Here is a 14,144-nt window from a genome sequence, read left to right on the forward strand (position 1 = left end):
AGGGCGTGCCTGACCCCCGGTTTGAGAAATCGCAAACGCTTCAGGGCAGGGTGCGGCTGTAGACGTTGGTGCCGGGGTCGTTTTCGTCGAGGTGGGTGTAGCGCTCGAATACGAAGCCGAGGCGGTTGAGGACGGCGATCGAGCCGGCGTTGGCAGGGTAGGCGATGGCCAGCAGGCGCGTGAGGCCGATGTCGCGGTGGGCGTGGTCGAGGACGGCCCGTGCGGCTTCGACGGCGTAGCCCTGGCCCCAGTAGGCAGGCAGGTAGGCGTAGCCAAGGTCGGTGCAGTCGAGGGTCGGCCGGCGTACCAGGCCGCACATGCCGATCGGGGTGCCGTCGTGCAGCTCGACGAGGTACATGGCGTAGCCGTGTTCGGCCATCGAGGCCAGCATCCGCCGCGACATGGAGTCGCGCGCCTGTTCGATCGTGCGCTCCCCGCGGTCGCCGATGTTCTGGATGAATGAGGGGTCGTTGATCAGCGTGAGGTAGAACGGGGCGTCGTCCAGCGTGATGGTGCGCAGGGTCAGGCGTTCGGTGGCGCGGATGGTCTTCATCCCTGCAAGAATAGCATCGGCGGCGCCCGCCGTCACCGCCCCAGCCGGAAATTGACTGCCGATGGACGACCGGCCAGCGCCAGCCGCGCATGCGCGGGCGGGGATTCGGCCACTACCTCGCCACGCCGGATGACGTAGCGCCGCGCGGCGCGCAGGCGAATGGCTTCGGCCGGGCTGCCCGCGTCGAGCACCACGAGGTCGGCGTTGCAGCCAAGCGCAATGCCGTAGCCCTCCAGGCCGAGGATCTTCGCGGGCGTCTCGGTCACGGCGAGGAAGCACTGGTGCATGTCGCGCTGCGATGTCATCTGCGCGACGTGCAGTCCCATGTGCGCCACTTCCAGCATGTCGCCCGAGCCCATGCCGTACCACGGGTCCATGACGCAGTCGTGGCCGAAGGCGACGTCCACGCCGGCCGCGATCAGTTCGGGCACGCGCGTCATGCCGCGCCGCTTGGGATAGCTGTCGTGCCGCCCCTGCAGGGTGATGTTGATCAGGGGGTTGGCAATTGCGGCGACGCCCGCTTCGCGGATCAGTGGCAGCAGTTTGCTGACGTAGTAGTTGTCCATCGAGTGCATCGAGGTGAGGTGCGATCCGGCCACCCTGCCCTGCAGTCCCAGCCTGTGCGCGTGGTAGGCGAGCGTTTCGATGTGGCGCGACAGCGGGTCGTCGTTCTCGTCGCAATGCATGTCGACGCGCAGCCCCTGTTCGGCGGCGAATTCGCACAGCAGGCGCACCGATTCGGCGCCTTCGTCCATGGTGCGCTCGAAGTGCGGGATGCCGCCGACGACGTCCACGCCCATCGCGATGGCGCGCTTGAGGTTGTCGAAGGCGCGCGGGCTGCGCAGCAGGCCGTCCTGGGGGAAGGCGACCAGCTGCAGGTCGATCCAGGGAGCGACGCGGCGGCGCACGTCGAGCAGCGCTTCCACCGCAAGGAGGCGGTCGTCGCAGACGTCGACGTGGGTGCGGATGGCGAGCAGGCCGCGCGCCACCGCCCAGTCGCAGTACTGCATGGCGCGCTCCACCAGCGCCTGCTGCGTGAGCTCGGGTTTGAGTTCGCTCCACAGCGAGATCCCTTCGAGCAGGGTGCCGGACGCGTTCACGCGCGGCAGCCCGTAGCTGAGGGTGGCGTCCATGTGGAAGTGCGCATCGACGAACGGTGGGGTGACCAGGTCGCCGCCTGCGTCGATCTCGCGCGCGGCGGCCACGCCAATGCGCGCTTCCACCGCCGCGATGCGTCCCCCTTCGATGGCGATATCGATGCCGGTGCGGCCGTCCGCCAGGGTGGCGTTGCGTATCACGAGGTCCATGTGCGCTCCATTGATGTGTTGCCGTCGATTGTAAAGGATTGCCTGCGCTTGTTTTGCTGCAATGCACGATATTCAATCGTGCTGTACTTTCGGGGTTTCCATATCAAGGCTACACTACTGTTTCTTGCATCGCATCATAAACAAAGGAGCATCATGCAGACTATTCCTGAACAAATTTCTTCGGCAGGCCGGGCTCAGCTCCAGGCACAGCTGGAACTTTTCAGTACGATTGCGATGGCGACGGTCGAAAACACGGGCAGGCTGGCGCTGTTCCAGCTCGATGCGAGCCGCGCGGCGCTGGACCGCTCCTGCGCGGCGTGGACGCAATGGATGACATCGGGCCCGCGCAGCATGCTGGATCTGATGTCGAAGGCGCAGCCGGCACCGGCAGGCGTCCCGGCGGCCGCACGCTCAGAACAGGATGCGTCGCCACAGGCGGCGCCGCAGCCGCAAGCGCGCGCGGAAGGTGCCGGACACGCGCAAGATGCCCCGCAGGTGGCCGACCCGCACCCTTCCCAGCCGCCGCTTGCGCGCACCCCGATCGCCGAGGCTGCGGCCGAGGTGGTGCCGGAGGGCCAGGCTGCCGTTCCCCTGTCGGCAGCACCTGCCGGAACCGCTGAGCCTGTGGTGCTACCGAAGGTAAAGCCCCTGGAATCCGTGCCTCCGCCAGCCCGCTCCGAAGGCGCCCATGAGCGCAAGGGCGTACCGCGAAAGTAGGAACAGCCACGCCAATCTGGCGTGCGCCACATCAAAAGTAGTAAATTAGCGGGCTTCGGCCCGCTTTCCTTTTCACGGGGCCTCACAAGGAATGGTGGATGACGTTATCTAGGCTGATCGGCGGCTTCGTGCTGCGCCACTGGCGCGCGTATGTGTCTTCCGCGCTGATGCTCGTGGGGATCGCGGTGCTGGGGGTGCTGATCCCCCGTAAGGTGGGCGCGATGATCGACGGCCTGGCGGCGCACTCGCTGAAGGGCAATGACCTGCTGCTCGATATTGCGACGCTGCTTGCATACGGGCTGGCGATCTATCTGTTGCGGGTCGGCTGGCGGCTGCGCCTGTATGCCGCTTCCTACCAGTTGGGGCTGGAGTTGCGCAGGCAGTTCTATGCGCGCCTGTCCGCGCAAGGTCCGCAGTTCTACCAGAAGCAGCGCACCGGCGACCTGATGGCGCTGGCCACCAACGACATCGACGCGATCGAGATGGCGTCGGGCGAGGCGATGCTGGCCGGCTTCGACGGCATCGTCACGCTGGCGGCAGTGCTGGGCATCATGCTCCTGGGCGTGGACTGGCGCCTGGCGCTGGTCGCGCTGATCCCCTTCCCGTTCATGGCCTTTGCGTTCTGGCGTATCTCCACGCACATCCACACCGCGTCGACCGATTCGCTCAAGCGCTTTTCCGCGCTCAACGACCACGTGCAGGAGACGGTGGCAGGCGTGCGCACCTTGCGCGCGCTCGGGCTGGAGGCGCGTAGCGCGAACCAGTTCAGCGAACTGGCCGCGCACGCCGCGAACGCCAGTTACGAGGCGCAGAAATGGGAGGCCGGCTACGAGCCTGCGGTCGGCCTGACGCTGGCGGTGGCCTCGGCGCTCACGCTGGGCGTGGGCGGCTACCTGGTCCTGCACGACCAGTTGACCGTGGGTGCGCTGACCAGTTTCAGCATGTACCTGGGGCAGCTGATCTGGCCGATGTTCGCGGCCGGCTGGGTGCTCGCGCTGGTGGAACGCGGCCGCGCTGCGCTCGCGCGGCTGCAGCCGGTGCTCGACGAGCCGCTGTCGGTGTCCGACCACGGCGCCATCGAACAGGTGCCGCCCGGCCCCCTCGCGCTGGAGCAGGTCAGCTACCGCTATCCGCACCAGCAGGCCGATGCCTTGTCGGAGGTGTCGCTGCAACTGGAGCCGGGGCATACGCTGGGGGTCGTCGGCCCGACCGGCAGCGGCAAGTCGACGCTGCTGCGCGTGCTGCAGCGGCAGGCCACGCCGCATGCGGGCCAGGTACGCTGGGCCGGCGCGGCCCTGGACGAGTACCGCCTCTCGGCCTTGCGCTCCGCCGTCAGCTGGGTGCCGCAGGAGTCCTTCCTGTTTTCCGCGACGATCGCGGAAAACATCGCGCTCGCGCGGCCGGATGCGACGCGCGCGCAGGTGGAACATGCGGCCGACATGGCGGACATCCACAACGACATCCTGCGCTTCCCGCAGGGCTACGAGACTCCGGTGGGCGAGCGCGGCATCACGCTGTCGGGCGGACAGCGCCAGCGTGTCGCGATCGCGCGTGCGCTGCTGGCCGAGAGTTCGCTGCTGCTGCTCGACGACGCCCTCTCCGCCGTCGACACCGGAACCGAAGCGCGCATCCTTGCGCACCTGGCGGACCTGCGCCGCGAACGCCCCGAACGCAGCGCCGTGATCGCCAGCCATCGCCTGTCCGCGGTGGCCGATGCGGACCAGATCGTCGTGCTGCACCACGGCCGGATCACCGAGCGCGGCACGCACGAACAACTCCTCGAACAAGCCGGCTGGTATGCGAGCCAGTGGCGTTACCAGCAACTGGAGGCTAGTCTTGACGAATCCTGAGCAGTCGCCACCCAAGCCGCGGCGGGCGCAGGCAAAGCGCGCGGTCAGGCTGCTGACCGAAAGCGCGGCGCCCGACCGCAAACACCTGCTGTGGGCGAGCGCGGGCCTGGTCATTGCGGCCGGACTGGAGGTGCTCGGTCCGATCCTGGGCAAGGCGCTCATCGACGACCACCTGATTCCAGGCGACTACGACGTCCGGCGCATGGGACTCCTGCTGGCCGGGGTGCTGCTGACGGGCTGCGTCTCGACCGTGCTGCGCTACCTGCAGCTGGTGCGCCTGTCCGGCCTGGCCATGCGCTCGGTCCGGCGCCTGCGCGAGCGCGTCTATGCGCATGTGCTGCGCCTGCCGATGGCCTTCTTCGACCGCGCCATCACCGGCCAGCTGGTGAGCCGCATCACCAACGATACCGAGGCGGTCAAGAATCTCTACATCCAGGTGCTGTTCGTCATGCTCGACAGCGGCATCGTCCTGCTCGGGACGACGGTGGCGATGGCATGGCTGGACTGGCGCCTGATGCTGATCGTACTCGCGCTCGTGCCCGCGGTGCTGGGCATTGTGTGGCTGTACCAGCGGCTGTCGGCGCCGGCGGTCACGCGCGCGCGCGAACTGCGCAGCGAGATCAACGCGCAAATGGCCGAATCGATCGGCGGCATGAGCGTGCTCCAGGCCAGCAATGCACAGGCGCGCTTCGCCAGGCGCTTCGACGTCACCAACACGGGCCACTACCACGCCCGCCTGGCCGAACTGCGCGCCAACGCCTTCCTGCTGCGTCCTGCGCTCGACATGCTCAACGTGGTGCTGCTTGCGGCGGTCATCTATTTCTTCGGCCGCCGCGAGATGAGCATGGTGGAGGTGGGCGTGCTGTATGCCTTCATCAGCTATATCGCCCGCGTAATCGATCCGATGATCCAGATTACGATGCAGTTCTCCAGCCTGCAGCAGGCTGTGGTCGCAAGCGCGCGCGTCGGCGAACTGCTGGACGAAGCGGAAGCGCCGGAACACACCCGGGCGCAAGGCGCCGTCGTTCCGATCAGCGATAGCGCTCCCGCAGTCCGCATCCGCGACCTGAGTTTCGGCTACAAGGAAGACCACCCCGTCCTGCACGGCCTGAATCTCGAGATCGCCCAGGGGGCGTTCTATGGCATCGTCGGCCATACCGGCAGCGGCAAATCCACCCTGCTCTCGCTGCTGCTGCGCTACTACCCTGCCGCGCCCGGCGCGATCGAAATCAACGGGCATGCGCTCGACGCGGTCGGCAACGAGCAGTTCCGCGCTGAAGTCGGCCTGGTGCCGCAGGACCCGTTCCTGCTGGCCGCGTCGGCGCGCGAGAACATCGACATGGGCCGCAACCTTCCGATCGAACGGATCGTCGCCGCGGCCCGTGCAGCGCACGCGCATGAATTCATCGAGGCGCTGGAACACGGCTACGAGACTCCGCTGGGCGAAGGCGGCTCGCGCCTGTCCACCGGCCAGAAGCAGCTCCTGGCGATCGCACGCGCGCTGGCGGGAAGCCCGCGCATCCTGCTGCTGGACGAGGCCACGTCCAACATCGACAGCGAGACCGAGCAGATCGTGCAGCGCGCGCTGGTGGAGTTGCGCGGCCGCGTCACCATCGTCGCCATCGCGCACCGCCTGTCCACGATTCGCGACGCCGACAATATCGTCGTCCTGAACCACGGCCGCATCGAGGAGCGAGGCACGCACGAAGAACTGATGCGCATTGCCAACGGCATCTACCAGCGCCTGTACCTGCTGCAGCAACTCGCGTCGCAACCGGATGACAGCGAGGAATCGCCTGCCGCAAGGAACGTCGAATGAGCGCATAGTGGATAATGTGGGGATGCAAGCTCTTCCCCCATCCGCGATCGACGCTGCACAAGGCAGCGTTCGTGACATTCTTGACATCGTCGTCGAACATGCAGCGCCGCACCGGGCGCTGGTGGTGTACGACGCGCGCACTGCCCTGGCGGCTGCGCTGACAGAGGCGTATCGCCGTAATCTTCCTGACGCCACCTTTGTCGACTTTGACGCGGTCGATCCGGAGCAGGTGCACGCGGCCTTCGGCAGCATGCAGTCCGGCGACCTGGTGGTGCTGATCCAGTCCACCAATTTCAGGCTGGAGGCGTTCCGCATCCGCGTCGAGCTGTTCAAGCTTGGACTGAAGGTCATCGAGCACGTGCACCTGGCGCGCATGCCCGGCGTGCAGGGCGAACTGTATCTGGAGTCGCTGGCTTACGATCCGGGGTATTACCGTGGCGTCGGGAAGGCGCTGAAGGCGCGCATCGACAGCGCGGCGCGTGCCGTGGTCCGGGGCGATGGACTGGAGCTGGTGTTCGAGTCGGGGTTTGAACCGGCCAAGCTGAATGTCGGCGATTACAGCGAAATGAATAACGTTGGCGGGCAGTTCCCGATCGGGGAAGTGTTCACCGAGGCACGCGACCTGGAAGCGGTCAACGGACGCGTGCGGGTGCATGTGTTTGGCGACACGACGTATCACGTCAACCGGCCTGAAACGCCCATCACGCTGGTGGTGGAAAAGGGCCGCGTGGTCGATGCCATCGACTCGACGCCGGAGTTCGATACGGTGCTGTCGATTATCCGGCGCGACGAGGGCGAGGTGTGGCTGCGCGAACTGGGGTTCGGCATGAACCGCGCATTTACGCGCGAGCGGCGCGTGGACGATATCGGCACCTATGAACGGATGTGCGGGATTCACCTGTCGCTGGGTGCGAAGCATGGGGTGTATCCGAAGCCGGGATTCAAGCGCAAGGACGCGCGGTATCACATCGATGTATTTGCGGTGACCGATGCGGTCTTGCTGGATGGGGAAACCGTGTATGCAGAGGGGGCGTGGCGCGCTTAGCAGGCGCTGGCTGTTTGCTTACTCAGTATGGGTCCCAGCCTTCGCTGGGACGACGGCGCAAGCGTCAGCTCTCGCGCCTCAGTCGGGATCACGGAAGCGGGTGGCGATGGCGCGGAATTTTTCTTCGACGGCCAGCATCGCATCCACCACCTCTGGGTCGAAATGCTCGTCGCTGCCCTGGCGGATCAGTTCCACCGCAGTCTCGTGAGTGAACGCGGGACGGTAGCGGCGCCTGGAGATGAGCGCATCGTACACGTCGGCCACTGCCATCAGGCGCGCGGCGACCGGGATCGCGTCTCCCGCCAGCCCTTGCGGATAGCCGCTGCCATCCCACTTTTCCTGGTGCGCGTGCGTGATTTCGCGGGCGTAGCGCAGGAAGGTATTCGAGGCGCCCAGCGCGCGTTCGACCGATGCGATCGCGTCGCGGCCGAATACGGTGTGCTGCTTCATCACGTTAAATTCTTCCGCCGTGAGCTTGCCCGGCTTGAGCAGGATCGCGTCCGGCACGCCCACCTTGCCGATGTCGTGCAGCGGCGCGGCCTTGAACATCAGGGTGATATTTTCGTCCGTCAGCTCGGGCGAGAAGCGCGGGTTGAAGCGCAGCTCCTTCGCCAGCGCCGCCACGTAGTGCTGCGTGCGCAGGAGGTGGTTGTGGACATTGTCTTCCTTGTGCTCAGCCAGTGCGGCCAGCGCCAGGATGGTCGCCTCGTGCACCTGGGCCAGGTCCCGGCCGCCGCTGCCGGCCTGCAGCAGCGCGCCGAGCTGCTTGATGCGTGAGCCGGATTGCGACAGGCGCGCATGCGCGCCGACGCGGGCGCGCAATGCATGTGCGTCCGCAGGATCCGTCACCACGTCGGCGGCGCCGTCGGCAAATGCCTGGTCCGCATCTGCCGCATCGGCCACCATGATCACGGCGATATCGGCAGTCAGGAAGTTGGCCTTGAGCTCGCGGCAGGCGGTGTGGGAATCGATGTCGCAGAGCGAGGCGTCCAGCACGATGACGTCCGGACGCGGCAGCTGGTTGGCGACCGACAGCGCTTCGCGCGCGCTGGCAGCCATGCGCAGCTGGTGCTTTCCATGCAGCGCTTCCCTGATCGTCTCCGCGCGCCTGTCATTCGCTGCTGCGACCAGGACGGTCGCTTCCAAGTTCGTCGTCATCTCGCCTCCTCGCGCGGCAATCATACCTGTTCCGGCAGCCGGGAGGTAGCCGTCAGCTTCGGCGGGCCGCTTGCCCCGCCATGTATCAGTTTTTTTACAAATCGGCGCACCGTCCCTGAATGGCTGAGTTTAGAATGCCTGGTTAGTCTGTCCACAAACTGCCAGGGTAAATATGCTTCGACTGCCATTCTGCATCGCCGTCCTCTGCCTCGCATCTTCCGCCATCGCCGCGGATCCTTTCGATGACAAATTCCGCCAGCTCGACGAGCTGCTGCCTGCCGCCGGCGCGGTGCGCACCGCATCGGGCGCGCCGGGCCACGCCTACTGGCAGCAGCGGGCCGACTACAAGATCCGCGCGACGCTCGATGAGGCGAACCGTTCGATCAAGGGTTCCGAGACCGTCACCTACTACAATAACTCGCCGGACACGCTCGACTACCTGTGGGTGCAGCTGGACCAGAACATCTACCGCCGGGATTCCGATGCGGTCAGCACGGGCGTGGCGCCATCGCGCGACGCATGGGCCAAGGCCAAGGGCGCGGACGACGGCATGAAATTCACCGGCCTGCGCAACATCCTGGAATCGCGCACCTTCGAAGGCGGCTTCAATATCCTGTCGGTGAAGGGCGAGAACGGCGAGCCGCTGCGCTACGTCATCAACAAGACCATGATGCGCATCGACCTGCCTCGCCCGATGAAGCCGAACAGCCGCGTGTCGTTCTCGGTCGAATGGAACTACAAGATCAATGAGCAGAAGGTGCTGGGTGGCCGTGCCGGCTACGAGCATTTCAAGGAAGACAAGAACGACCTGTTCGAGATCGCGCAGTTCTTCCCGCGCATGGCTGCCTACTACGACAGCTACGGCTGGCAGCACAAGCAGTTCCTCGGTTCGGGCGAGTTCACGCTGGAGTTCGGCGACTACGACGTGCAGATCACCGTCCCGGCGGACCACATCGTCGCCTCCACCGGCGACCTGCAGAATCCGGGCGCGGTGCTGACTGCCGCCCAGCGCGAGCGCCTGCAGCAGGCCCGCACCGCGAAGAAGCCGGTGCTGATCGTGACGCAGAAGGAAGCGGAAGCGGCGGAAAAAGTGCGCAGCAGCGCCACCAAGACCTGGCACTTCAAGGCGAAGAACGTGCGCGATTTCGCGTTCGCGTCGAGCCGCAAGTTCATCTGGGACGCGCAGGGTGTGCAGAGCGGCCCGCACAAGGTGATGGCGATGTCCTTCTATCCGAAGGAAGGCAATCCGCTGTGGGAGCGCTATTCCACCGAATCGATCATCCACACCATCGAGCAGTACAACAAATACTCGTTCGACTATCCGTACCCGGTCGCGATCTCGGTCAACGGCCCGGTCGGCGGGATGGAATACCCGATGATCTCGTTTAACGGCCCGCGCCCTGTCAAGGACAAAAAGACCGGCGAGCTGACCTACTCCAAGCGCACCAAGTACGGCCTGATCGGCGTGATCATCCACGAGGTGGGCCACAACTACTTCCCGATGATCGTCAATTCGGACGAGCGCCAGTGGACCTGGATGGACGAAGGCCTGAACACCTTCCTGCAGTCGATCGCGCAGCGCGCATGGGAAGAGAACTATCCGCTGTACCGCGGGGACGCACGTGCAATCACGTCGTACATGGCGAGCCGCAACCAGGTGCCGATCATGACGAACTCCGAGTCGCTGCTCCAGTTCGGGAACAACGCGTACGCCAAGCCGGCGGCGGCGCTGAACATCCTGCGCGAGACGATCCTCGGCCGCGAACTGTTCGACTTTGCATTCCGCACCTACTCCGAGCGCTGGAAGTTCAAGCGCCCTACCCCGGCCGACTTCTTCCGCACGATGGAAGACGCGTCCGGCACGGACCTCGACTGGTTCTGGCGCGGCTGGTTCTACACCACCGACGCGGTGGACATCAGCATCGACGGCATCAGCGAGTATGGCGTCTCGACCAAGAATCCGGAAACCGAAAAGGCGTGGCAGAAGGCGCAGCAGGATGCCGAGCCGGAATCGATCTCCGACCAGCGCAACAAGGGCATGCCGCGCCGCGTGGACGCGCATCCTGAGCTGAAGGACTTCTACAACGAACACGACGACTTCACGGTCACGAACAAAGACCGCAACAAGTACGCCGAGACGATGGAGAAGCTGGAGGATTGGGAGAAGGCGCTGCTGGCACAGGGCAAGCACCTGTACCTGGTCGACTTCAGCAACAAGGGCGGGCTGGTGATGCCGCTGATCCTGGAGATCGAACTCAAGAGCGGCAAGAAGTACATCGAGCGCGTGCCTGCCGAAGTGTGGCGCTACTCGCCGAAGAAGATCACCAAGGTGCTCGTGACCGACGAGCCGATGGCCGGCCTGACGCACGACCCGTACTGGGAGACTGCCGACATCGACCAAGATAACAACTCCTGGCCGCGCAAGCCGACCAAGTCTCGCCTGGAACTGTTCAAGTCGGAAGATGGCCCCGACATGATGAAGGACTTTAACACCCCGCTGAAGAAGGCCGGCGAGGCGAAGGCCGAGACTCCGGCTTCCAACTAAGGCCAATGGGGACTGTCCGGGTGACAGTCCCTTTCACTTTTCCCGGCTGTCGCCGGGACCCGCACAACTACCGAAACGCTCCATGAAACGCCTCCCCGCCACCCTCGCGACGCTCTTCCTCTCGGTCTCCGCTTTCGCAGCAGATCCCTTCGACGACAAGTTCCGCCAGCTCGACGAGCTGCTGCCGACGCCCAACGAGGTGCGCAACGCCTCCGGCGCGCCGGGTCACGGCTACTGGCAGCAGCGCGCCGACTACCGCATGCGTGTCACGCTCGACGAAGCGAAGCGCGCGATCAGCGGCGCAGGCACGGTCACCTATTACAACAACTCGCCGGACACGCTCGACTACCTGTGGGTCCAGCTGGACCAGAACATGTTCCGCGCCGATTCGGACAACCGCAGGGTCGCGACCGCGCCATCGCGCGAAGCCTGGGCCAAGGCGAAAAGCAGCGGTGACGGGCTCGGTTTCGAAGCGCTGCGCTTCATGCTGGACACCCGCACCTTCGAAGGCGGCATCACGGTGGGCAAGCTGGCCGGCGCGGATGGCAGGCCCCTGCTCCACACCATCAACAAGACGATGATGCGGATCGACCTGCCGCAGCCGCTCAAGCCGGGCGCGCGCTTTACGTTCAGCCTGGAGTGGAGCTTCAACATCCCCGAGATGAAGGTGCTGGGCCGCCGCTCGGGCTACGAGAAATTCGACGACAAGAACGACATCTACGAGATCGCGCAGTTCTTCCCGCGCATGGCCGCGTACTACGACCAGAAGGGCTGGCAGAACAAGCAGTACCTGGGCGACGGCGAGTTCACGCTGGAGTTTGGCGACTACGACGTGCAGGTCACGGTGCCGGCGGACCACATCGTCGCGTCCACCGGCGAGCTGCAAAATCCGGGCGCGGTGCTGACGGCGGCCCAGCGCGAGCGCCTGGAACAGGCGCGCACCGCCAAAAAGCCGGTGCTGATCGTGACGCAAAAGGAAGCGGAAGCGGCGGAAAGAGTGCGCAGCAGCGCCACCAGGACCTGGCACTTCAAGGCGAAGAACGTGCGCGATTTCGCGTTCGCGTCGAGCCGTAAGTTCATCTGGGATGCGCAGGGTGTGCAGAGCGGCCCGCACAAGGTGCTGGCGATGTCCTTCTATCCGAAGGAAGGCAATCCGCTGTGGGAGCGCTACTCGACGCAGTCGATCATCCACACGATCGAGCAGTACAACAAGTACTCGTTCGACTACCCGTACCCGGTCGCGATCTCGGTCAACGGCCCGGTCGGCGGCATGGAATACCCGATGATCTCGTTCAACGGCCCGCGTCCGACCAAGGACAAGAAGACCGGCGAGCTGACCTACTCCAAGCGCACCAAGTACGGCCTGATCGGCGTGATCATCCACGAGGTGGGCCACAACTACTTCCCGATGATCGTCAATTCGGACGAACGGCAGTGGACCTGGATGGACGAGGGTCTGAACTCGTTCCTGCAATCGCTCGCCGAACGGGCTTGGGAAGAGGACTTCCCTTCGCGCCGCGGCGACGCGCGCTTCATCACCTCGTACATGGCGAGCCGCAACCAGGTACCGGTCATGACGAACGCCGAGTCGACCCTCCAGCGCGGCAACAACGCCTACGCCAAGCCGGCGGCGGCGCTGAACATCCTGCGCGAGACCATCCTTGGCCGCGAACTGTTCGACCACGCGTTCCGCACTTATTCCGAGCGCTGGAAGTTCAAGCGCCCGACGCCGGCGGACTTCTTCCGCACGATGGAAGACGCGTCCGGCACGGACCTCGACTGGTTCTGGCGCGGCTGGTTCTACACCACCGACGCGGTGGACATCAGCATCGACGGCATCAGCGAGTACGGCGTCTCGACCAAGAGCCCGGAAACCGAGAAGGCGTGGCAGAAGGCGCAGCAGGACGCCGAACCGCCATCGATCTCGGAAGTGCGCGACAAGGACATGCCGCGCCGCGTCAACGTGCGTCCTGAGCTGAAGGACTTCTACAATGAGCACGACGACTTCACGGTCACGAACAAGGACCGCAACAAGTACGCCGAAACGATGGACAAGCTGGAGGACTGGGAGAAGGCGCTGCTGGCGCAGGGCAAGCACCTGTACCTGGTCGACTTCACCAACCACGGTGGACTGGTGATGCCGCTGATCCTCGAGATCGAACTCAAGAGCGGCAAGAAGTACATTGAGCGGGTGCCTGCCGAAGTATGGCGCTACTCGCCGAAGAAAATCACCAAGGTCATCGTGACCGACGAGCCGATGACCGGCCTGACGCAGGACCCGTACTGGGAGACTGCCGACATCGACGTCGACAACAACGCATGGCCGCGCAAGCCGACCAAATCGCGCCTGGAACTGTTCAAAGCGGACGACGGCGAGGACATGATGAAGGATTACCGCACGCCGCTGAAGAAGCAGGAAGCGAAGGCGGACAAAGCGGCGCCGGAAGCGAAGGTGGAGTAAATGTTCAAGCGGATCATTCAAGCGGCCGTGCTTGCGGCGGCCCTCATCGGCGCTGGCCCTGCGCTCGCGCACCGCTTCCATGCGGGCATGACGGACGTCACGCAGAACGCCAGGAGCGGCAGCATCGAAATCGTCCACGCCTACATGGCGCACGACCTCGAAGCGCTGCTGGCGCACCTGAACAAGGGCCAGTCCGACCTCACCCAGCCGGAGGACGAGGCGGCGCTGCGCGACTACATGGCGCAGCGCTTCTACCTGCTCAGCGCCGACAACAAGCGGATCCCGGTGCGTTGGGTCGGCATGAACGCCAGCGCCGACATGGTGCTCGTGTACCAGGAGATCGAGAAGACCCAGCTGTCCGCGGTTGCGCGCGTCCACCACACCGTGCTCACGGACCTGCTGCCGGACCAGCGCAACACCGTCAACATCGTTCGCGACGGGCAACGGCGAAGCCTCACGTTTTCCGAAAGCGCCGGCGAACAGGACGTCGCCACCGCCGCCAAATAGCCCTTTGCGCTAGATCAAACCCGGGGTCAGGCCTGTCTCCCCCCTGGTGCCTGACCCCCGGTTTGCGAAATCTCAAGCGCGGGGTCAGGCACCAGGGGGATGGCAGGCCTGACCCCGGGTTTGCGTTTTCTCAAGCGGGTGTGATGGGTGGGGAACGTTACGGTAGAAATACGGTCTAGCGT

General features: G+C 65.1%; 10 protein-coding genes. 7 read left to right on the forward strand and 3 right to left on the reverse strand.

Going from position 1 to position 14,144, the window contains the following annotated elements; all coding sequences use genetic code 11:
- Positions 1–40: 40 nt before the first annotated feature.
- Positions 41–553, reverse strand: coding sequence for a GNAT family N-acetyltransferase (locus ACFSQR_RS08760; protein ID WP_377729341.1), 513 nt, complete (start codon positions 551–553; stop codon positions 41–43).
- A 32-nt stretch (positions 554–585) separates the two neighbouring features.
- Positions 586–1,860 (reverse strand): amidohydrolase family protein, encoded by a 1,275-nt coding sequence (locus tag ACFSQR_RS08765; protein ID WP_377729342.1) that lies wholly within the window; start codon positions 1,858–1,860, stop codon positions 586–588.
- Positions 1,861–2,013: 153 nt separating this feature from the next.
- Between ACFSQR_RS08765 and ACFSQR_RS08770 the strand changes: the two genes are divergently transcribed.
- From ACFSQR_RS08770 to ACFSQR_RS08785, 4 genes are all read left to right on the forward strand, one after another.
- Complete coding sequence (locus ACFSQR_RS08770) at positions 2,014–2,577, forward strand: hypothetical protein (RefSeq protein WP_377729343.1); 564 nt, start codon at positions 2,014–2,016, stop codon at positions 2,575–2,577.
- Between the two features lie 98 nt (positions 2,578–2,675).
- Positions 2,676–4,427 (forward strand): ABC transporter transmembrane domain-containing protein, encoded by a 1,752-nt coding sequence (locus tag ACFSQR_RS08775; protein WP_377729344.1) that lies wholly within the window; start codon positions 2,676–2,678, stop codon positions 4,425–4,427.
- Between the two features lie 49 nt (positions 4,428–4,476).
- A complete protein-coding gene (locus tag ACFSQR_RS08780) occupies positions 4,477–6,246 on the forward strand; it encodes an ABC transporter ATP-binding protein (RefSeq protein ID WP_377729953.1) in 1,770 nt (589 codons plus the stop codon).
- A gap of 22 nt (positions 6,247–6,268) precedes the next feature.
- On the forward strand, positions 6,269–7,291 hold the full coding sequence (locus ACFSQR_RS08785) for a hypothetical protein (RefSeq protein WP_377729345.1): 1,023 nt from the start codon (positions 6,269–6,271) through the stop codon (positions 7,289–7,291).
- Positions 7,292–7,369: 78 nt separating this feature from the next.
- Here the strand turns inward: ACFSQR_RS08785 and ACFSQR_RS08790 are convergent, their stop codons facing one another.
- Complete coding sequence (locus ACFSQR_RS08790; protein WP_377729346.1) at positions 7,370–8,449, reverse strand: HD-GYP domain-containing protein; 1,080 nt, start codon at positions 8,447–8,449, stop codon at positions 7,370–7,372.
- Positions 8,450–8,621: 172 nt separating this feature from the next.
- On the opposite strand from ACFSQR_RS08790, the gene ACFSQR_RS08795 reads away from it, so the two are divergent.
- From ACFSQR_RS08795 to ACFSQR_RS08805, 3 genes are all read left to right on the forward strand, one after another.
- Positions 8,622–10,994 (forward strand): M1 family metallopeptidase, encoded by a 2,373-nt coding sequence (locus ACFSQR_RS08795; RefSeq protein ID WP_377729347.1) that lies wholly within the window; start codon positions 8,622–8,624, stop codon positions 10,992–10,994.
- An 82-nt stretch (positions 10,995–11,076) separates the two neighbouring features.
- Positions 11,077–13,455, forward strand: a complete 2,379-nt coding sequence (locus ACFSQR_RS08800; RefSeq protein WP_377729348.1) for a M1 family metallopeptidase — start codon at positions 11,077–11,079, stop codon at positions 13,453–13,455.
- Positions 13,456–13,962, forward strand: a complete 507-nt coding sequence (locus ACFSQR_RS08805) for a DUF6702 family protein (RefSeq protein WP_377729349.1) — start codon at positions 13,456–13,458, stop codon at positions 13,960–13,962. It begins immediately after the preceding gene.
- Positions 13,963–14,144: the final 182 nt, after the last annotated feature.

Origin of the sequence: Pseudoduganella sp. GCM10020061 (assembly GCF_042683405.1) — a bacterium.
GTDB lineage: Bacteria > Pseudomonadota > Gammaproteobacteria > Burkholderiales > Burkholderiaceae_D > Telluria.